18 protein-coding genes are annotated in these 20,514 nt (G+C 56.5%); 12 read left to right on the top strand and 6 right to left on the bottom strand.

Going from position 1 to position 20,514, the window contains the following annotated elements; genetic code table 11:
• Nucleotides 1-3: 3 nt before the first annotated feature.
• Nucleotides 4-534 carry an FUSC family protein gene (locus V6582_RS04025; protein WP_156632320.1) on the top strand — a complete coding sequence of 177 codons (531 nt, stop codon included), beginning with the start codon at nucleotides 4-6 and terminating at the stop codon, nucleotides 532-534.
• Between the two features lie 79 nt (nucleotides 535-613).
• On the opposite strand, the gene V6582_RS04020 is transcribed toward V6582_RS04025, so the two are convergent.
• The gene (locus tag V6582_RS04020; protein WP_156632319.1) at nucleotides 614-1,837 is read right to left on the bottom strand and encodes a hypothetical protein; all 1,224 of its coding nucleotides are present in this window, start codon (nucleotides 1,835-1,837) and stop codon (nucleotides 614-616) included.
• A gap of 304 nt (nucleotides 1,838-2,141) precedes the next feature.
• On the opposite strand from V6582_RS04020, the gene parC reads away from it, so the two are divergent.
• On the top strand, nucleotides 2,142-4,418 hold the full coding sequence (parC, locus tag V6582_RS04015) for a DNA topoisomerase IV subunit A (RefSeq protein WP_156632318.1): 2,277 nt from the start codon (nucleotides 2,142-2,144) through the stop codon (nucleotides 4,416-4,418).
• A 171-nt stretch (nucleotides 4,419-4,589) separates the two neighbouring features.
• Here the strand turns inward: parC and V6582_RS04010 are convergent, their stop codons facing one another.
• Entirely contained in the window at nucleotides 4,590-6,614 is a 2,025-nt protein-coding gene (locus V6582_RS04010; RefSeq protein WP_156632317.1) for a putative bifunctional diguanylate cyclase/phosphodiesterase, read from the bottom strand.
• 318 nt (nucleotides 6,615-6,932) lie between these two features.
• Here V6582_RS04010 and V6582_RS04005 point away from each other — a divergent pair, with 318 nt between their 5' ends.
• On the top strand, nucleotides 6,933-7,979 hold the full coding sequence (locus tag V6582_RS04005; RefSeq protein WP_156632316.1) for a class I SAM-dependent methyltransferase: 1,047 nt from the start codon (nucleotides 6,933-6,935) through the stop codon (nucleotides 7,977-7,979).
• Between the two features lie 568 nt (nucleotides 7,980-8,547).
• On the top strand, nucleotides 8,548-10,332 hold the full coding sequence (locus V6582_RS04000) for a sensor domain-containing phosphodiesterase (RefSeq protein ID WP_156632315.1): 1,785 nt from the start codon (nucleotides 8,548-8,550) through the stop codon (nucleotides 10,330-10,332).
• Nucleotides 10,333-10,413: 81 nt separating this feature from the next.
• Here V6582_RS04000 and V6582_RS03995 read toward each other — a convergent pair whose 3' ends face one another.
• The 3 genes from V6582_RS03995 to hemB form a co-directional block, all read right to left on the bottom strand.
• Nucleotides 10,414-11,175 carry an arginyltransferase gene (locus V6582_RS03995; protein ID WP_156632314.1) on the bottom strand — a complete coding sequence of 254 codons (762 nt, stop codon included), beginning with the start codon at nucleotides 11,173-11,175 and terminating at the stop codon, nucleotides 10,414-10,416.
• 336 nt (nucleotides 11,176-11,511) lie between these two features.
• Nucleotides 11,512-11,970, bottom strand: a complete 459-nt coding sequence (locus tag V6582_RS03990; RefSeq protein WP_156632313.1) for an RDD family protein — start codon at nucleotides 11,968-11,970, stop codon at nucleotides 11,512-11,514.
• Nucleotides 11,971-12,059: 89 nt separating this feature from the next.
• A complete protein-coding gene (hemB, locus tag V6582_RS03985) occupies nucleotides 12,060-13,073 on the bottom strand; it encodes a porphobilinogen synthase (RefSeq protein WP_156632312.1) in 1,014 nt (337 codons plus the stop codon).
• A 232-nt stretch (nucleotides 13,074-13,305) separates the two neighbouring features.
• Between hemB and V6582_RS03980 the strand changes: the two genes are divergently transcribed.
• The 7 genes from V6582_RS03980 (at nucleotide 13,306) to V6582_RS03950 (ending at nucleotide 19,816) form a co-directional block, all read left to right on the top strand.
• Nucleotides 13,306-13,725 carry a DUF6163 family protein gene (locus tag V6582_RS03980; protein ID WP_234632326.1) on the top strand — a complete coding sequence of 140 codons (420 nt, stop codon included), beginning with the start codon at nucleotides 13,306-13,308 and terminating at the stop codon, nucleotides 13,723-13,725.
• A 148-nt stretch (nucleotides 13,726-13,873) separates the two neighbouring features.
• Nucleotides 13,874-14,386, top strand: coding sequence for a transcriptional regulator LdtR (ldtR, locus tag V6582_RS03975; RefSeq protein WP_015915576.1), 513 nt, complete (start codon nucleotides 13,874-13,876; stop codon nucleotides 14,384-14,386).
• Between the two features lie 413 nt (nucleotides 14,387-14,799).
• Nucleotides 14,800-16,125 carry a L,D-transpeptidase family protein gene (locus V6582_RS03970; RefSeq protein WP_156632310.1) on the top strand — a complete coding sequence of 442 codons (1,326 nt, stop codon included), beginning with the start codon at nucleotides 14,800-14,802 and terminating at the stop codon, nucleotides 16,123-16,125.
• 201 nt (nucleotides 16,126-16,326) lie between these two features.
• Nucleotides 16,327-17,616, top strand: a complete 1,290-nt coding sequence (gene glyA, locus V6582_RS03965; RefSeq protein ID WP_156632309.1) for a serine hydroxymethyltransferase — start codon at nucleotides 16,327-16,329, stop codon at nucleotides 17,614-17,616.
• Between the two features lie 9 nt (nucleotides 17,617-17,625).
• On the top strand, nucleotides 17,626-18,102 hold the full coding sequence (gene nrdR, locus V6582_RS03960; RefSeq protein WP_015915579.1) for a transcriptional regulator NrdR: 477 nt from the start codon (nucleotides 17,626-17,628) through the stop codon (nucleotides 18,100-18,102).
• Nucleotides 18,103-18,104: 2 nt separating this feature from the next.
• Nucleotides 18,105-19,205 carry a bifunctional diaminohydroxyphosphoribosylaminopyrimidine deaminase/5-amino-6-(5-phosphoribosylamino)uracil reductase RibD gene (gene ribD, locus V6582_RS03955; RefSeq protein ID WP_156632308.1) on the top strand — a complete coding sequence of 367 codons (1,101 nt, stop codon included), beginning with the start codon at nucleotides 18,105-18,107 and terminating at the stop codon, nucleotides 19,203-19,205.
• Nucleotides 19,205-19,816, top strand: coding sequence for a riboflavin synthase (locus tag V6582_RS03950; RefSeq protein WP_156632307.1), 612 nt, complete (start codon nucleotides 19,205-19,207; stop codon nucleotides 19,814-19,816). The genes ribD and V6582_RS03950 overlap by 1 nt, the downstream gene beginning before the upstream one ends.
• 61 nt (nucleotides 19,817-19,877) lie before the next feature.
• Here V6582_RS03950 and V6582_RS03945 read toward each other — a convergent pair whose 3' ends face one another.
• Nucleotides 19,878-20,237 (bottom strand): hypothetical protein, encoded by a 360-nt coding sequence (locus V6582_RS03945; protein ID WP_060715806.1) that lies wholly within the window; start codon nucleotides 20,235-20,237, stop codon nucleotides 19,878-19,880.
• Nucleotides 20,238-20,296: 59 nt separating this feature from the next.
• On the opposite strand from V6582_RS03945, the gene V6582_RS03940 reads away from it, so the two are divergent.
• Entirely contained in the window at nucleotides 20,297-20,470 is a 174-nt protein-coding gene (locus tag V6582_RS03940) for a hypothetical protein (protein ID WP_156632306.1), read from the top strand.
• Nucleotides 20,471-20,514 lie beyond the last annotated feature (44 nt).

Genomic DNA, 20,514 nt, shown 5'->3' with positions numbered 1-20,514 from the left:
CCGATGTGGTCCCGGTTTGCTAGCCATATCCGGGATGCCTTCAGCCATGCGACCGCCGCAGCCTTAGCTGCGGCGGTCGCATTTTATGGTGCCCACTGGCTGTTCGGCCACCAGCAGCCGATCTTTGCTGCCATAGCCGCGATCATATGTCTGGCTCCGGGCGTTCCCAATCATCTGCGCCAAGGTATCAATGTTGTCATTGGCGTGACCATCGGCATCGCGGTCGGCGAGCTGATCTTTCTCCTGCCGATAAGTGTGCTGGGCGTCCAGATTTCGCTGGCCATATTCGCCGCGATGTTTCTGGGCGCGCTGACCAATCTGGCACCCGTCACGCCTATCCAGGCTGGCGCCTCAGCACTTCTGGTCATCCTGCTTGGCCCTGCGACCGGCGGACTGGTGCGTTTTCTCGATGTCATCATCGGCGTCTCCACCGGTCTTGTCTTCGCGCTCATCCTGTTTCGCAATGCGACGAAACTTCATGATACTGCTACCGCGCCCAGCAAGGATGCAGGGCAGGGGCCGCAGGAAAAATAGCGCAATCTGCAAAACGCATTCCACAAAAAAAGCCGCCAGTCTGGCGACTTTTATCGTCTGTATTCGAGCTTGACGCTCCTCAGTCGTTGGACGTTACTTTCGCACCCAGAACCTTGGGCAGCGTTTCCGGTGCGCCCATGGCTGCGCCGACGATCATCGGGAAGGGGACTGGGTTCTGCGGTTCCGCGGAGATTGTCAGGCTCTTCGGATTGTCGATATAGGCATTGACGGCTGCCGTGACGACGTTCTGGAAATCGCCAAGCTTGGCCTGGGCCAGCATCAAAGGCGTCATGGCCTTGACCATCTGGCCCATATCCTTGCCCGAGACGCCTTGTTGGCTGCCGCTATAGGCCAGCGCCCGCTCGGTAATGCCGGCATCGTCGAAGCGGATATCGGCGCCCAGGAAGGACATTTGCTGCATCAGGCCGAGAATGGCGATGCCGGAGGCCTGCTGCGCCTGCGGGTCCTTGGCATTGGTTTCCATGGCGCGGGCGGTTTCCTGAAGTTGCTTGACCAGATCAAGCGTATAACCGGACAGGCCAAGCGCCACCGTCAGCTTACCGACATTCTTGAAATCGAGCGTGTAGTTTTGAACGTCAATCGTTCCCGATTGCAGTTCCCAGCTGCCTTTCATGGTCATGCCGCCATCCAGCATGCTGATCCCGAGCTTTTCGATTGCATCGCGGCTCTTTGGATCATCGACGGTGGACAGATCGAGTTTGAAACCTTTGACTGACCCTTCGAAGGCAAGGCTGGCGCCATCGTCCTCGATTGCCGTTGTCGCTTCGGCCTCGGCCATGGACAACACTTCCTTGCCATCCGCCTTGACGCTGATCGGGCCGCTATGGGCCTTTTCATAAAACAGCATGGAGGCGAGATCGCCGCCATCGGTCTTGGCCGGAACGGTGACGCCGGACAAATAGAGATCGGAGGCGGTGACGGTCGAGTTGTTTTCAACCAGATTGAGCGGCTGGAAATCAACCCGGTCGATCTCATAGGAGCCGTCCTGGTTTTCAATGACGCCGCTCATCTTCACGTCTCCGATCGAGACTGGCGTCGAATCCGGGCCGGTATCGGACGCCTTGGCCGGCTTCAGCTTGGTGCCGCGCAGGGTCACGACATCGCCGTTGATGTCGATGGAACTGGCGGTAATGGCGGCACTGCCCCCACTATAGGATTTATTGATCTTGGCGAGCAAATCCTGGCCATCCAGCGCGAAAGCTGCCGAGGGAAGCACGAGAATGGCGGCACTGGCCGAGAGGATGCGGCGCAGGACAAGCCCGGCGGATTTATGCGTCGTCATAACAATTCCCTCTAAGAACAAAAGGATATGCGCGATTGCGCGGTCATGATCCTTTATAAGACAGTGTGGAAATCCGCCATGCTTTTTGTCGTACTACTGCATAATTCCTTAAATCGGATTCGATTTAAGGAGAAAATTATGCAGCAGATATAAAGAGCTACAGCGAACCTTTGTGCGCCATATAGGGCGCACGGCGCTGTAGTTTGATTTTGTCTCAAGGGCCGCCAACGCCCTGATCGGATAATCCACAGGTGCATCCCCCGGAATCCTTGCCGTGCAAGGGGTTCTCGGCTACGCAAGGGGCATGGGAAAAAGTCTTATACCGCCTGGCGACGGTGGCGATAACGTCACACCGATCGATCTGAAATATGCGCTGGAAGAGCGCTACCTGGCCTATGCGCTGTCGACCATCATGCACCGGGCGCTGCCTGACGTGCGCGATGGCCTCAAGCCGGTGCATCGGCGCATCATCCATGCGATGAGCGAAATGGGCATCAGGCCCAATTCCGCCTTCAAGAAATGCGCCCGTATCGTCGGCGATGTCATCGGTAAATTTCACCCGCATGGCGACCAGTCCGTTTATGACGCGCTGGTGCGGCTCGCCCAGGATTTTTCGCAGCGCTATCCCGTTGTCGATGGTCAGGGCAATTTCGGCAATATCGACGGCGATTCGGCGGCTGCCTACCGATATACCGAAGCACGGATGACCGACGTTGCCGGGCTTCTGCTCGAGGGTATCGAGCAGGATGCGGTGGATTTTCGTCCGACCTATAACGAGGAAGACGATGAGCCGGTGGTGTTGCCCGGCGCCTTTCCCAATCTGCTCGCCAATGGTGCTTCCGGCATCGCGGTCGGCATGGCAACCTCGATCCCGCCGCACAATGCCCATGAACTGTGCGATGCGGCGCTTTATCTGATCAAGAACCGTAGCGCTTCTGTTGAAGATCTGTTTGCGGATCCGGCTCATCCGCAGCGCGGCGGCATCGAAGGACCGGATTTCCCGACCGGCGGCATTGTCATCGAAAGCCGCGAAAGCATGCTGGAAACCTACCGCACCGGGCGCGGCGGTTTCCGGGTGCGGGCCAAATGGGAGACGGAAGACCTCGGGCGCGGCGGCTATCAGATCGTCATCACCCAGATCCCGTTTCAGGTGCAGAAATCCCGGTTGATCGAAAAAATCGCCGAATTGCTGATCGCCAAGCGCCTGCCGTTGCTGGAAGATATTCGCGATGAGTCAGCGGAAGACGTTCGCGTCGTGCTGGTGCCGAAGAGCCGGACTGTCGATCCGACCATCCTGATGGAATCGCTGTTCAAGCTGTCTGAGCTGGAAAGCCGCATTCCCTTGAACATGAACGTGCTTTCCCAAGGTAAAGTGCCGAAGGTGATGGCGCTGAACGAAGTGCTGCTGGAGTGGCTGGACCACCGCAAGGACGTGCTGGTGCGCCGGTCGCGCTTCCGCCTGGCGGCCATCGACCGGCGGCTGGAAATTCTCGGCGGGTTGCTGATCGCCTATCTCAATCTCGACGAGGTGATCCGCATCATCCGCGAGGAAGACGAGGCCAAGGACGCGCTGATTGCCCGCTTTGAGCTGACCGACAACCAGGCCGAAGCCATTTTGAACATGCGGTTGCGCAATTTGCGCAAGCTCGAGGAATTCGAGATCCGCAAGGAACACGATGCGCTCTCCAAGGAAAAGGCAGAGATCGAGACATTGCTGGCCTCCGACGACCTGCAATGGGGGACTGTCGCCTCGGAAATCGGTGAGGTGAAGAAGAAATACGCCAAGGCGACCGACATTGGCCGCCGCCGCACGCTGTTTGCCAATGCACCGGACGCCGATGTCGATGCCATTCAGCAGGCGATGATCGAGAAAGAGCCGATCACGGTCGTCATTTCCGAAAAAGGCTGGATACGGGCGCTGAAGGGCCACAGCTACGATAAGGCCAGCCTGACCTTCAAGGAAGGCGATGGTTTGCGCGTGGCGTTCCCGGCCCAGACCACCGACAAGATCCTGCTGGTGACCACCGGTGGCAAGGTCTACACGCTTGGCGGCGACAAGCTGCCCGGCGGGCGCGGCCATGGGGAGCCGATCCGCATCATGGTCGATATGGAAAACGATCAGGATGTGTTGACGGCCTTCGTCCACGATCCAGCCCGCAAGCTGCTGATTGCCTCGACGGGTGGCAATGGCTTCATCGTGGCGGAAAGCGACATCACCGCCAATACCCGCAAGGGCAAGCAGGTGATGAATGTCGGCATGCCTGACGAAACCAAGCTGGTCGTGCCGATTTCTGGCGACCATGTGGCCGTCGTCGGTGAAAACCGCAAGATGGTGGTCTTCCCGCTGGCCCAGATACCGGAAATGAGCCGTGGCAAGGGCGTGCGTCTGCAACGCTACAAGGACGGTGGTGTCTCCGACATCAAGTGCTTTACCCTTGGAGACGGGCTTTCCTGGGAAGATAGTGCTGGCCGGATCTTCACCCGCAGCAAGGACGAATTGCTGGAGTGGCTAGGCGACCGGGCAGGGGCCGGACGGACGGTTCCCAAGGGCTTCCCGCGCAGCGGCAAATTCAGCGGCTGATTACCCGATCCGCCCTGCGCACCATACGGTGTGCAGGGCCGTCGGTTCAGCTTGGCCAATAGCTCAGGCTGTAGCGTCTGTCAGGTCCAGATTAAACCAGACAGACTATGGCATCTCTTGTTTTCGCGTGTCTTTTCCGGAAAACGGGTTTCCATTTTTCCCTGACAAGTTCTAGCTGATGAAATGGGTAATCAGCGGCGCATCTGCGCTTTCCGCCTCGGCTGGGCTAAACTGGTTCAGGGGTTTGGACTTGAAGACATCCAGCGTGGCCGGTCGGCCGATGTAGAATCCCTGCACATGATCGATGTCGAACTGCCGCATCAGTTCCAGCTGTTCCGCGGTCTCGATGCCCTCGACCAGAATGCGGTGGCCACGATTGCGGACCAGCGCGATGATGTCGCGCAGCATGGAGCGTCCCTTCGGCGTATCGCTGTCCTGAAGGAAGGACCTGTCGATCTTCACCGTGTCGAAATTGAAGAGCCGCAGCCAGGACAGGCCGGCGAAACCGGTGCCGAAATCATCCAGCCAGATGCGGATGCCCATATTTTCAAGGTCCTTGATGCAGCGCAGGATGTCGGATTGACGATCCATATTGATGCCTTCGGTGATCTCGAAGGCGACATGCTGCCCATCGACCCCGGTATCGATCAGAATTTCAGCCACGGCGGCGGCAAAGCCCCGGGTTTTCAGCTGAATGGGAGAGACATTGATGCTGACGACCGGCGCGTGGCCGGGAACGAGGATTTCGTCGCAGGCCTGCCGTAGCGTCCATAAGCCGAGATCGAGGATAGACCCCGTCCGCTCGGCAATCGGGATGAAAACTGAGGGTGGCACAGGAGTCCCGTCCAGCAGTTTCAGTCGCATCAGGGCTTCTGCGGCGTCAATCTTGCCGGTGGTGAGGTTGAGGATCGGCTGATAGACGAGGGAAACCAGGTTATTGGCCACAGCCACCCGCAACAGGGCGGCAATATGTTCGCTGTCATCGCTGCTTTGCGGGTCGTTCGGGTCGAACAACCGCACGCAATTACGACCATTGGCCTTGGCCGAGTAAAGCGCCCGATCCGCCTCGGTAATGATCTTTTCCAGCCGTGGACCGAAGTGAGGACGCGTAAAGGCCGCACCGACGCTGACGGTGACGACATGTATGCCATCCTTGCGCTGATCGTGGACCAGCGACATTTTTTCCACGGTATGGCGAATCATCTCTGCCAGCAGGCCGACATCGTCACGGCTATTGGCCTGAGCCAGCACGATGAACTCCTCGCCGCCGTAGCGGCCAATGGAGGCATTGAAGGGCAGCAGTGCGGTCTTCAGAGCATTGGCAACCAGAACCAGACAATGGTCGCCCGCCTGATGGCCGTAATAATCATTGTATTTCTTAAAGAAATCGACGTCGACCAGAATTGCGGCAAAGCCGGTTCCTGAACTTTGCCATTCAGCCCAATTGTCCCGCAATCGCTGATCGATGGCACGCCGGTTTTCAACACCGGTCAGGTAGTCTGTATTGGAAAGGCGCAGCAGCGCTTTGCCGCGTTCGATTGCTTCCCGATGCTGCTTGCGTGCCTCCAGCGCATTCAGGAAAACGTGGTAGCGCTCCTTGTTCAGTCGCCAGTTGACATAGCTGGTGAAGACGAAGCACAGCACATAAAACGTGGCGAAAGCAATTATGTAAGACGTTTCTCGACCAAATACACTCGCAACAACCCAAAGAAACAAGGCAAGTACTGAAGCAGAGGTGATGATCGACAACAGAAAATAAAGGCCGAAAAATAGGTTGGCACCCATCATGAAAATTGCGCCAAACACCATGTAATAGCGAAAATTCTCAACCGAATCGGTCATTGATGCGGGGAAAAGCCAGCCGCCATAGCCGATGATGAGCGCCATAGCGCAGGTCAAGTCTATCATGTTGGCTCTCGGGCCAATGAATATCTGGGCTTCCAAAATGGCGAGAGACAAAACGCCAACCGTAAAACGGCTGATCAGCAAAGTTGATGCAACGTCGGGAATGAGGATGTAATCCATCCCTGAAAACATCAGATAGAAGATCACAGCAATCCAAAGGCCATGGCGTGCTGCGGCAATGCGCTCGGATTCGGTTTGGTCTCGATACAGCTTCACGACTTCTGCAGTTCGCTTTCTGTCAGGGGTGCCGCGCCGACCGGTTTTCATTGGGTCCGACCCGGGGTGCTTCATGCTGGAATGTTCCACTGAGTTTTACCGTCGTGAACAGGAATGCAAGCTATTCCTTCATACGCGCTATTCACACACTCAGCACGATACACCTTTTTATTTTAAACCCGAATCTCTAATGTAATACAGCGCACAATTACCCTTAAATTTAATTGAAATTTAGACAAGCGCCAAACGTGTGTGTCACGCCTAATGTGACGCATTCTCACCTATTAACCTTAATAGAAAATTGCCAAAATCGCCAGTCGTAATAGTTAGAATCAGACTTTATAGTTATCAAACATTTAATTTCGTCACTAAAAAATTAGAGGTAGATCGGATATGCAGTATATAGAAACTGTCTTAGACGGCGAAAGCTTGGTCACTCCAGATGCAATTGCCGCAGAGGTTTTTTCGCCAAAAGGCAAGAAAATTGATGATCGTGAGCGGGTTTTAGCGGAATCCGAATTGGCCCTGGCGCTCAACATTGCCTATCAGCAATTTGAGCACGGTAGAGATCCCGCTGCTATCATTGCAATGATGGCTGGAGCGCTTCATAAACTCCGCAATAAGGTTTCTCCTGTCTTGTGGCAGTCATTGATACCAATGGCGCAAAATCATAAAGTATCTAAGTATTTTCTTGAGGATCCTTTCACGCGCTGGTCTTGCGTGAAGCCACGCGGCTATTCAGGGGATGCACAATTACTTGATTTTATTTACGGTCATGAGAGCGTTGCAAATGAAATTGCAGCTGCTTCGCCTCTTGGGCTGGCGCTGTATGATTACACCAAGGATGCGTCGTCATCTGTCGCCGTACGGGAGCGCCGCGATCTCCTGACCCAGCATGTCGATGAAATTGCCACGTCACGCGGACCGGATGCTGAAATTCTGACGATTGCCGCAGGACATCTGCGCGAAGCCAATCGTTCGGTCGCTCTGAAAGAGGGTAGAATCAAGCGCTGGATCGCGCTCGATCAAGACCCTTTGAGTGTCGGTTCCATTCGCCGGGATTTTGCAGACACCTGCATTGAGCCTATTGACGGATCGGTCCGTAGCCTCCTGACCAATGAGCATGACCTTGGAACTTTCGATTTCGTCTATGCGTCGGGCCTTTATGATTACCTTAATGATAAGGTAGCCGTAAAGCTGACGAAGAAGTGCCTTTCCATGCTGAAGCCGAATGGCGTCTTTATGTTCGCCAACTTTGCGGAAGATATTGTCGTTGATGGCTATATGGAAACCTTCATGAACTGGGCCCTTTTGCTGCGGAGTGAGCAGGACATGTGGCGCGTTATTCATGCAAGCACACCGGAAGGCGACATCGATGCTCATGTCCGTTTCGGCGCCAACCGTAATATTGTCTACGGCTTTATCCGCAAGATCGGCTAGGGTTAACTAGAGATTTACTGTGTAAGGCCCTGGGTTTATTATATTTGCGGCTCTGTACAGAATTTACGAGACATTACACGAGCCTGCGTCTTGTATTTTGGATGCGTGGGTCTCTAAAAAATCGATTTCATTTATTTTGCAACCAGCATACTTCCCAAATGACTGGTTGCTGACATCAAAACCCAGAATTCTGCGGAATTCTGGGTTTTGTTTTGCTTGAAAACAATTATTCACGATGCTATAACCATAGATAAATTCAGGCTTTTTGACGGTTACTGCATAATTCCTTAAATCGGAATCGATTTAAGGAATTATGCAGCGGATTTAAAGTGTTACAGCGTCCTTTGTGCGTTTTATAAAGCGCACGGCGCTGTAATGTCATCACTTGGCTTTAATCACTTCTGCTCCATATGGAACAAAGGCTATGCAAGCGCGTTCTGAGTATTGAACCGTGCTCAATACGTAAGCCGGAAGAGTTTTTTGCCTGGCTGCGCCTTTCGGAACCGCGTTTCTGCGTGGCTGTCTCTCGGCATGATAATGAGATGCTTCGAGCCCTACTAAGAAGGCGATGACCGTGGACCAAGAGCGCGAACTGGCGAGACTGAACAGCCTACGCAACCTGAAAATACTCGATACCCTGCCAAGCGAAAGCTTCGACCGGATTACCCGAATCGTATCGGAATTTTTCGGATTGCCGGTCGCGGCGGTGTCGCTGACCGATGTCGATCGCCAGTGGTTCAAGTCGAAAGTGGGAATCGATCATAACCATATTCCACGGTTCAAGGCGCCCTGTGCTGAAGTCGCGGAAACCTGTCGGCCGCTGATCGTCAACGATTTTCACAATGACGCCTTTTATGTCGATAGTCCCCTCGGTCAGGCCGGCGTTCGCTTCTATGCCGGTGTGCCGCTGATGACGACGGATGGTTATTCGCTGGGCGCGCTCTGCGTTCTTGACAATGAACCGCACACGGTCGGCGACAGGGAAATGGCTGTGTTGTCGGATATGGCGGCCATGGTGATGGCGCAGATAGAAATGCAGCATGCCGTTGGCCGGATTGAAGCCGCCAGCGGCCTGCCCAACCGTTTCCAATTGTTGAGCGACCTTGCCGATATTGGCAGGCATGGCGGTGGCAAGGAACGGTTGATTGGCGTTCTCGATCTCGCGCGCACCATGCAGTTCGACCGGTTGTCGCGTGTCATGGGCCCATCGCATCTGGATGGTGTCATCCGCTCCGTGGCGCAGTTCCTGCAGAGGTCGATGGGCGATCATATCGCCTCCTATCATATTGGCGCGATGCAGTTTGCCTTGATCCCGCCGGAGGACGCCACGTCCGAAAGCCTGCTTCCTATGCTGGAACGCTTGCTGTCCGATGTCGGTGAGGTGGCCAATCTTCGTTTGACGATGACGCCCTCGCTTGGGGTGACCTGGTTCAATCCCGGCGCAATGGAGCCGGAAAACGTGCTGCGCTCGCTGCAAAGTGCGGTTCAAGATGCGCGTGACAGCGAAACCGGCATTGCCTTTTTCTCCGACGATCATGACCTGCTGCATCGTCGTAACTTCCGACTTTTGCAGGATTTTCCTGTCGCTCTGGCGTCTCAGGATCAATTGCATCTGGTTTTCCAGCCGCGGCTGTCTCTGAAAACCGGTCAGGCGGAATGCGCGGAAGCACTGCTGCGCTGGAACCACCCTGAACTGGGGTCGATTTCACCAGCCGAATTCGTGCCGGTTATCGAAGCCTCCGATCTGGTGCGCGCCATGAGCGCCTGGGTGATCGACAAGGCGCTGTCCCATCTGGCCGTTCTGCGGGGTCAAGGCATCGATATGCGATTGTCGATCAATATTTCGGCTCTGAATTTGAATGAGCCAGAATTTCTGGAACTGCTGAAGGAAAAACTGGCGAAATACGATGTCTTGCCAGGTCAGATCGAATTTGAACTGACGGAGACGGCGATGATGGGAGAGACCGAAAAGTCACTCGACCTTCTTCACGCGCTGAGCGCCCATGGTGTCCGGCTGGCGATCGACGATTTCGGCACTGGCTATAGCAGCCTGGCCTATATGCAGAAATTGCCGGCTGATGTTGTGAAGATCGACCGTTCTTTCGTCGCGGATATGGCAAAAGGCAATCGCGAGCGTGTGTTGGTGCAATCGATGATCAACCTCTCGCACAGTCTGGGTTATGAAGTGGTGGCGGAAGGCGTCGAAACGCTGGAAGCCGCCGATCTCCTGCAATCGATGGGTTGCGATGAGATCCAGGGCTTCTGGCTGTCGCGTCCCATGGCGGCGGACGTCCTGCCGGAATGGCTATCCCATCGCCGCGAGGCTGCCGATCAGGCGGCTCGGGTCGCTTGATCCATTCGTCCAAGTCCCGAAGATGATAACGAATCCTCCTCTTGAGGAGGATGCAAAGGAATACGAAGAGTGAGCTTCGGTTTACTCTTCGACGCCGCTCTCTGGCTCATAGCGGGTCCAGCCCTGGCTGAGCAGATGTTCCTGCGGCAGGAAGCGGATTTTATATCCCATTTTACGCGAGCCGTTCACCCAGTAGCCAAGATAGACATGGGGTAGGCCCATCTCGTTGGCGCGGCGAATATGGTCGAGAACCATGAAGGTGCCGAGAGACCGTTTTTCCATTGCCGGATTGAAGAAGGAATAAACCATCGACAATCCGTCACTGAGAATATCGGATAGGGCCACGGCTACCAGCTCGCCTGGGCGGTCGCTGTCGTCGTCCACTTTCGGCAGGCGATATTCAATCACCTTGGTTTTCACATGGCTGTCTTCCACCATGATCGCAAAGTCGAGCGCCGACATGTCCGACATGCCACCCTGCTGGTGGCGATGATCGAGATAGGTGCGAAACAGGGAAAATTGTTCGGTCGAAGGCTGGGCTGCAAATACGCTGCTGGTGAGATCGGTATTGACGCCTGCTACGCGGCGCATGGTTCGGTTCGGCTGGAATTCCCGGGCAACGATCCGCACCGATATGCAGGCGCGGCAGGTTTCGCAGGCCGGACGGTAGGCGATATTCTGCGACCGGCGAAAGCCGCCCTGTGTCAGAAGATCGTTCATTTCCGGCGCGCGTGGTCCAACAAGATGCGTAAAGACCTTCCGCTCCATTTCCCCCGCCAGGTAAGGGCAGGGCGCGGGCGCTGTCAGATAAAACTGCGGAGACGTAGCGGCCTGCGTGTTCATGCTTTGTCTATGCGTCCTCTCAGGCACCCGGAAAAGCGCGCTGGCTTCTTTGGCCGGGAATGCACATTACACCAAGACATCGAAGGTGCTAACGCATCCTCACCTTGCAGGAATGTCGAATATCTCAAATGCATCAAGCGGTTGAGCTATCCAAAAGTGCAATACCAAAAGCCACTTTCAATGATTCCCGGTATTGCTCATGACCTTCAAGTTCATGTCTAGCATGGCTCAAGATTTCAAAAGGTCAACTATTTCATTTCACGATTCGGTTGTTCAACGTGAAATTGTGAGCGCTCCCTTCGTGACTACCAATTTTTGGTCGGCATTGCGTCTCACTCAGCCAGCGCGAAGCGCAGCGGTGCCGAGCAACAAGTCATGGACCAGTCGGGAGCGATCGGTAAACAGTCCCGCCAGCAGGATCAGTGGCGTCAACACGGAATTGAGGATCCAGAACAGCGCCAGATGGGCAATGGCCGTGACGAAATCGATCTTGCTGCCATCCAGGCGAATCATGGCAATTCCCATGGCGCGCATGCCAGGCGTCGCCTGAGAGCGGCCAGCCAGCGACAGACCGAAGTAAAGGCCCGCGACGATGAAAAACAGAATGGGATACAGGAGCCAGCCGAGGCCAAGCGTGATGACGCCGAGGAAGAACACCACGACGGCGGCGGGAACCCAGAGTAACCCGACCAGGACGTAATCGATGATGAAGGCAAAGACCCGGCGCGACAGCACGCCGCTATAGGCGCGCCAGTCGGTGGGAGCCACGGTGGTTATATTCGGATCGAAGCTCATGATCGTCTCCTTGGTCGATGACGATGATATGGGAAGCCCCGCTCCGAAATACAATCGCCTGGCACTTTGTTATGGCAGGCCGAAAACACTCAGCTTCTGGCAAGCCGCTTTGCCGCGTCCACGGCGAAATAACTGAGAATACCGTCGCATCCGGCCCGTTTGAAGCAGAGCAGCGTTTCCATCATCACCCGCTCCTCGTCGATCCAACCATTCAGACCGGCTGCTTTGATCTGCGCATATTCGCCTGACACCTGATAGGCGAAGACCGGCAGGCTGAACGCTTCCTTGAGACGCCAGCAGATATCCAGATAGGGCAGGCCGGGCTTGACCATCAGCATATCCGCCCCTTCCTCGACATCCATGGCGGCATCCCGCACTGCTTCGGTGCCATTGGCCGGGCTGATGTAATAGCTGTTCTTGTCGCCCTTCAGCAGACCTGCGGTGGAAATCGCTTCGCGATAGGGACCGTAATAGCCGGAGGAGAATTTCGTCGCATAGGACATGATGCCGACCGACTGGTGACCGGCGGCGTCGAGCCCGCGGCGGATGGCGCCGATTCGCCCATCCATCATTTCGGAAGGGGCGATAATGTCGGAGCCGGCATCGGCCTGCAGGATGGCGGCCTTGACGACCTGATCGACCGTTTCGTCATTGACGATATCATCGCCGCGCAAAATACCGTCATGCCCATGGCTGGTGAACGGGTCCAGCGCCACATCGGTAATCACGCCGATGTTGGCGACGGCTTTCTTGATGGCGGCTGTCGCCTGGTTGAGCAGGTTATTGGCTTCCAGGATATGGGAACCCGTCTGGTCGCGCAGGTTCATCTCGATATTCGGAAAGGTGGCAATGGCGGGAATGCCGAGATCGGCGGCTTCTTTCACCGCTTCGACGGCCTTGTCGACACTCATCCTGTTGACGCCAGGCATGGCGGCGATCGGCTCGATGATGCCGCTGCCGGGTACGAGGAAGATCGGCCAGATCAGGTCGTCCACCGTCAGCCGGCTTTCCTGTACCAGCCTGCGCGTCCAGTCCGCCTTGCGGTTGCGGCGCATGCGCCGGTGGCCGGTAATGTCGTCGACGAGGTGGGTCTTGTTGGTCATCGCGGTCTCCAGTCTTCAGGCCTGCTCTCTTATGATGCCATTTATCATGCACCGGGATGTTTGCCCACTGCGGCAACCTGACCGCCCCCACTCCCATCCCCGGGCCCCACCTCCTGGCCCCATCCCCGGGCATAGCGATGCTCGGATAAAACCGTCTGCGGATTGTTTGTCTCCCCATAAATTTCACCTGTCGCCGATACCGGTCCAGTCAATTATGCGATATCGTCGCAGGATGATTGATGATGTCGTCCATACGCCAAAGCCCAGCCTGGTAGACCTGTTGTTCGTGCTCTTCCTGCGCGTCGTTGCGCTTGCCTGCCTTTGGCTAGGCCTGCAATTCTGGGGGCTTCTGGTGGGCTTTGCAGGTGACGGCCTTGGGCGGTTCGATCTGATGAATGTGCCTTGGCGCATTGCCAGCTGCGGGCTGGCCGTGATGCTGCCGGTGGCAGGGGTTGGGTTGTGGATGACGGTCTCCTGGGGGCCGGTCATCTGGGTGATTGCCGCCAGTGGTCAGATCCTGATGCATGCCGTGTGGCCGGGCATTTTCGGGCGCGATCCGCTGATCGTCGCATTCCATCTGATTGTCGCTGTCGTCTATATCGCTTTTCGTCTGGCGATCCTGCTGCAAAAGCGCCGGCGCGTCACGGCATAAGGAATGGTTTACCCTGATACAGTCAGGCTGAATGGTAAGCCTCTGTTAAGCCTGCGTTTTAAATAGAATTTTATCTGCATTCGATATTGTCACTCACAAGGCGGTTGGAAACCAACAAGGCCGCCACCCAAACAGTGAGGCAGACGATATGACCACGACAAAGATCAAACCGCAGGTGTCCGCTATCGATCACGAAGAGCAGACCATCCGTTCCCTCTATCTTGATTCCCTGCATCTGGTGGAGCGCCTGCACCGCCGCCTGCTCGACGTCATCAAGGACGAATTCGACCGTCAGGGCCGCAACGACGTCAATGCAGTTCAGGCTTTGCTGCTGTTTAACATCGGCAATTCCGAGCTGACCGCCGGTGAATTGCGGTCTCGCGGTTATTACCTCGGCTCCAACGTTTCCTATAACGTCAAGAAGCTGGTCGACCTTGGTTTCATCAATCATTCCCGCTCGCGTGTCGATCGCCGTTCGGTTCGTATTTCCCTGACGCCGGAAGGCCAGGATATTGCCGAAACCGTCGCCAAGCTCTATGAGCGTCACGTCGGCTCCATCCAGAAGGTCGGCGGCATCGGTCCGGATGAATTCAACCAGATGAACAGGTTGTTGCAGCGTCTCGATCGCTTCTGGAACGATACGATCGCCTATCGGATGTAGTCCAACCGGCTGCAATGTCTGGCTTTGCTGCCTTGATGGACCGGTAACGGTCATTCAATCCTGGCAGGCCGATATCGCCTCGCTTTGTTTTGATGCGCACACGCTTATTCAACACAGTGTTGTGAGCGCATCGGGCCTGACAAGCTTTGGCCATATTGATATGGGACCGCCAGACTGTGGAATAAGCTGGTTGTTCGACCCGCGCTGAAGCCTCGCCTTCGCCCGGTTTCAAAAGAATTCTGTAGGGCAGAGGGCTTTTGGAACAAGCGATAGCGGCAAACGTTTCCTGCGGTGAAAACAATGATTGCGGAACGCCTCCGGCTTTATTAAGCACAAGGCCTTCATGGGACCTGATCGTCTCCCATGGGCTAAAGCGTTTCGGGATCGGTGGATCGGTAGGGAAATAGAAGACTATGGCGGAAAAGATTAAACTGGTTTCGGTCTCTCGCAGAGCATTGCTGAGAGGCGCGGCATTGGTGGGTGCATCCACGCTGGCCGGGACCGCCATGGCGCAATCCGCCGTCGACGAACTGATCAATGCCCGGTCGCGGGGCAATTGGGACGACCAGTTCGATGCCCAGACGTCACGCGCGGTCGCTTCGGTGACATCCAATTCGCCGATGTTGAGCGCTACCAACCTGCCGAACCTGCAATTGGCCATTGCCGCCTATCAGCAGATCGTTGCCCAGGGCGGTTGGCCGCAGGTCAATCCCTCGGTGAAATTGAAACTCGGGTCCGTTGATCCGACCGTGCAGCTGCTGCGCCAACGCCTGATGATCTCAGGCGATCTTGGCCAGGAAGCGGGCATGTCCAATTCCTTCGATACCTATGTCGATGGTGCGGTGAAGCGTTTTCAGGCCCGGCATGGTCTACCCACCGATGGCGCGCTTGGCGAATACACGCTGAAAGCCATGAATATCTCTGCCGACGTGCGCCTCAACCAGCTCAATACCAATCTGGTTCGCCTGCAGGCGATGTCCGGTGATCTGGGTAGCCGGTATGTCATGGTCAACATTCCCTCGATGTCTATCGAGGCCGTCGAAAATGATCGCGTCGCGTTGCGCACCAATGCCGTCGTTGGCCGTATCGACCGCCCGACCCATTCCATCAATTCCAAGATCTATGAAGTCATCCTGAACCCTTACTGGACTGCGCCGCGCTCGATCGTCGAAAAGGACATCGTGCCGCTGATGCGCAAGGACCCGACCTATCTGACGCGCAACAATATCCGCCTCTTCGATGGCAAAGGCCAGGAGGTAGCCCCGGAAACTGTGGATTGGAATGCCCCCAAGGCACCGAACCTGATGTTCCGTCAGGATCCTGGCAAGATCAACGCCATGGCGTCGACGAAGATCAACTTTCACAATCCGAACAATGAATATCTGCACGATACGCCGCAGCAGGGCCTGTTCAACAAGCTGATGCGCTTTGAATCCTCCGGCTGTATGCGCGTCCAGAACGTTCGCGATCTGATTACGTGGTTGCTGAGGGATACGCCCGGCTGGAACCGTCAGGAAATCGAGCGGGTGATTTCGACGCGCCAGAACAACGTGATCAAGCTTTCGCAGGAAGTGCCTGTCTATATCGTTTACATCACGGCGTGGTCGGCCAAGGACAATGTCGTGCAGTTCCGTGACGATATTTACAAGCGGGATGGCGATGCCCAGTTGGCGCTGCAAACCAATATTGGCGTTGAGCAGAACCCGGGCAATATCGAAGACGATGCGCTTCCCCGGTAATCCACTGCCGCAAGGACTTTTTAACGACAAGGGCCGGGATCAATCCGGCCCTTGTCTGATTCAGGGGATTTTTTAAACCACGCGTGACGATCCCGGAAATGTCCGGGGAGTTCGAGCTGCAAATGTCGCTTCCGCGTCTTGCCCTCCGGCGCGCGGAACGTTAAGACGCGCAGGCATCAACGCTTTCAGGAGACTGCGATCATGGCCAATACCGATGCTTTCTTTTCCCGTCCGCTTGCCGAGTCCGACCCGGATATTTTTGGTGCGATTGAGAAGGAGCTCGGTCGTCAACGCCATGAAATCGAGCTGATCGCCTCCGAAAATATCGTCTCGCGCGCTGTGCTGGAAGCACAGGGCTCGATCATGACCAACAAATATGCCGAGGGCTATCCGGGCAAGCGCTATTATGGCGGCTGCCAGTTCGTCGATATTGCCGAGGAATTGGCGATCGAGCGTGCCAAGAAGCTGTTCGGCGTCAATTTTGCCAATGTTCAGCCCAATTCCGGTTCGCAGATGAACCAGGCCGTGTTCTTGGCTTTGTTGCAGCCCGGCGATACCTTCATGGGTCTCGATCTGAATTCCGGGGGCCATCTCACCCACGGTTCGCCGGTCAACATGTCCGGCAAGTGGTTCAATGTCGTTTCTTACGGCGTGCGCCAGGACGACAATCTGCTGGATATGGATGCGGTGGCCGAATCCGCCCGCAAGCATAAGCCCAAGCTGATCATCGCCGGTGGCACCGCCTATTCGCGGATCTGGGACTGGAAGCGCTTCCGCGAGATCGCAGACGAAGTCGGCGCCTATCTGATGGTCGATATGGCCCATATCGCCGGTCTGGTCGCTGGCAATCAGCATCCGTCGCCGTTCCCGCATTGCCACGTTGCCACCACCACGACCCACAAGTCGTTGCGTGGCCCGCGTGGCGGCATGATCCTCACCAATGACGAGGATCTGGCCAAGAAGTTCAATTCGGCTGTTTTCCCTGGCCTCCAGGGTGGCCCACTGATGCATGTGATCGCTGCCAAGGCGGTTGCTTTCGGCGAAGCCTTGCAGCCGGAATTCCAGGATTATGCCGCTCAGGTGGTAAAGAACGCCAAGGCCCTGTCCGAGACCCTGGTCAAGGGTGGCCTCGACATCGTCTCCGGCGGTACCGACAACCATTTGATGCTGGTCGACCTGCGCAAAAAGAACGCCACCGGCAAGCGCGCCGAGGCAGCACTTGGCCGCGCCTATGTCACCTGCAACAAGAACGGCATTCCCTTCGATCCTGAAAAGCCTTTCGTTACCTCGGGTGTTCGTCTCGGAACACCGGCTGGCACGACCCGTGGCTTCAAGGAGGCCGAATTCATCGAGATCGGCAATCTGATTGTTGAAGTTCTCGACGGTCTGAAAGCTGCCAATTCCGACGAGGGCAATAGCGCCGTCGAGGCAAGCGTGCGCGAGAAGGTCGTTGGCCTGACGGGCCGTTTCCCGATGTATCCTTACCTGTAAGGCGAATAGATGCGGTGCCCGTTTTGCGGTTCGGACGATACCCAGGTCAAGGATTCACGCCCGGCGGAGGACAATAGCGCCATCCGCCGGCGTCGGATCTGCCCGGATTGCGGCGGCCGCTTCACCACGTTCGAGCGCGTGCAACTGCGCGAGCTGACCGTGTTGAAAAAGACGGGCCGCAAGGCGCCTTTCGACCGCAACAAGCTGGTGCGGTCTTTCGAGATTGCCCTTCGCAAACGTCCCGTCGACCGGGACCGGATCGAAAGGGCAGTCTCGGGCATCGTCAGGCGGCTGGAAAGCTCCGGCGAGACGGAAATTTCCTCCGAACAGATCGGCTTGCAGGTGCTGGAAGCGCTGAAAAGTCTCGATGACGTGGCTTTCGTGCGTTACGCCTCGGTCTATCGCGATTTTTCCCATGCCGAGGATTTCGAGCAGGTCATTTCCGAAATTACCGCCAAGATTTCCCAGGATCACGAGCCGGGGTAAGTATGGTGCGCGAACAGCCCGATGATCAGCGGTTCATGGCGGCAGCGATCCGGCTCGGCCGCAGTCATCTTGGGCAAACGCTGACAAACCCATCAGTTGGCTGCGTTATCGTCGCCGATGGAAAAATCATAGGATCAGCCGTTACAGCCATTGGCGGACGCCCGCATGCGGAGCGTCAGGCCCTGGCGATTGCCGGTGAAAAAGCCCGGGGCGCGACGGCCTATGTGACGCTTGAACCCTGTTCCCATCATGGCAAGACCCCGCCTTGTGCCGACGCGCTGGTTGAGGCTGGCGTGGCACGGGTTGTCGTTGCCGTCACCGACCCGGACCCGCGTGTTTCAGGCCGCGGTCTGTCCATCCTGACGGACGCGGGGATTGAGGTGGTGACCGGCGTGCTGGAGCGCGAGGCGCGCTATGGTCTCGCCGGCTATTTGACCCGCCAGACGAAACAGCGCCCACATGTGACGCTGAAACTGGCCCTGTCGCGTGATGGCATGATTGGCCGGGCGGGCGAGGGGCAGGTGGCGATTACCGGGCCGCTGGCCCGTACCCAGGTGCAGTTGCTGCGCGCTGAAAGTGATGCCATTCTGGTCGGGATTGGCACGGCAAAGGCCGATGATCCGGAACTGACGGTGCGGCTGGCTGGACAGACCCATCTGTCGCCGATGCGCATCGTGCTCGACCGGCGGCTGGAACTGCCACTTGGCTCGAAACTGGTGAAAACGGCGGGTCAAATGCCAACGGTTTGCGCCTGCGGTGAGCCTTCCAGCTTTACCTGCATGGAAAGTTTCGAGGCGAGCCGCACGGCATTGCAGGCTGTGGGCGTTGATGTCTGGCCGGTCGCCGATCTTGACGATCTCCTGGGTCAACTGGCTGTGCAGGGCATGTCTTCCCTGCTGGTCGAAGGTGGGGCTGCTGCGGCAAAGGCCTTCCTGAACGCGGGCCTGGTGGATCGCATCCATCTTTACCAGGGACCGGATGAAATCGGCCGTAGTGGTCTTGCATCGCCGATCACGCCTGCCAATATACCGGAAAATTTTCGTCATCTGCGCAGTGTGACCTTCGGCGCGGATCGGTTTGATGAATATGAGCGGGATTTCTGATGTTTACAGGCATTGTCACCGATATAGGCACCGTGGAAGAAGTCGTGCCTCTGAAGGAAGGCGTAAAGCTGCGCATCGCCACATCCTATGATCCGGCAACGATCGACATGGGCGCGTCCATCGCGCATTCCGGGACCTGCCTGACAGTCACCGGTCTGCCTGAAACAGGCAGCAATGCGCGGTGGTTTGAAGTGGAAGCCTGGGAAGAAGCCCTGCGACTGACCACCATCGGCAGCTGGCAAAAAGGCACACGGATCAACCTGGAACGCTCGTTGAAAATCGGCGACGAACTTGGCGGCCATATCGTCTCGGGTCATGTCGATGACAAGGCCGAGATCCTGGCGATCAAAGCCGAAGGCGATGCGACCCGATTCACCCTGCGGGTACCCGAGCACCTGGCCCGTTTCGTCGCTCCGAAGGGTTCGGTTGCGCTGGACGGAACCTCGCTCACGGTCAATGGTGTCGAGGGCTGCGACTTTGACATCCTGCTGATCCGCCACACGCTGGAAGTGACCACCTGGGGCGACCGGGAAGTCGGCGATTTCGTCAATTTCGAAGTCGATACCATGGCGCGCTATGCGGCAAGGCTCGCGGAATTTCCAAAGGCGTAAAAACCTATGCGCTTTGTGAGAAAGGGCGGAAGGGCCGGGTAGCTCCTTCCGCACAGATCCGTCAGGCAGAGGCCGTAAACACCGAGATGCTGCCGTCATCGACTGTGACCATGCCAACAATGGTGGTGACATCGACGCCCTGGCCATCGAGCTGACGCATCAATTTCGGATTGGCAATAATAGCGGCCTGCAACTTGCGCGCCTGGGCGGAATGTGGGTCCTGGGCATCCAGCGCCTGGCGCATTGGGTCGGATGTCTGAAGGCCACGCAGCGGCACGACTGTCAGTCGGTTGCCGACAATTGCCTGTACTGACTGAGGATGACCATCTTCGGAGGCCACTTCAATAGCGGCCTGGGATGCGCCACCGAAAGAAATGGCGGCGACGGTAGAAGCACTGAGCATATGTCCGACACGGTTCATCGGTAATCTCCTGATCCAAATTATCCCCCGGCTTATCTCGTCCAAGACGCTTGCCGGTGATGATTGATGTGCGTCGCAACAAAGGCGATTTCCAGCCCTCAGACCGCCTTGATGGGTTACAAATCCGTCATCTTGATTTTCATCAAATCGCCATTTTTAGCGCGGGCGAAAGTGTCGCCGCTGGCCACTTATCAGTCCCGGTTTTCTGGCCCGGTTTTTTGCAGGATTACTGATATTTATCAGCGGGCTGACGAAGGGCGTCTTCTGTTGTGCCTGC

It is taken from the genome of Agrobacterium vitis (assembly GCF_037039395.1).
Lineage (GTDB): Bacteria > Pseudomonadota > Alphaproteobacteria > Rhizobiales > Rhizobiaceae > Allorhizobium > Allorhizobium vitis_E.
Note: the sequence above shows the minus strand (reverse complement) of the source record. Positions and strands in the feature narration are given on the sequence as shown.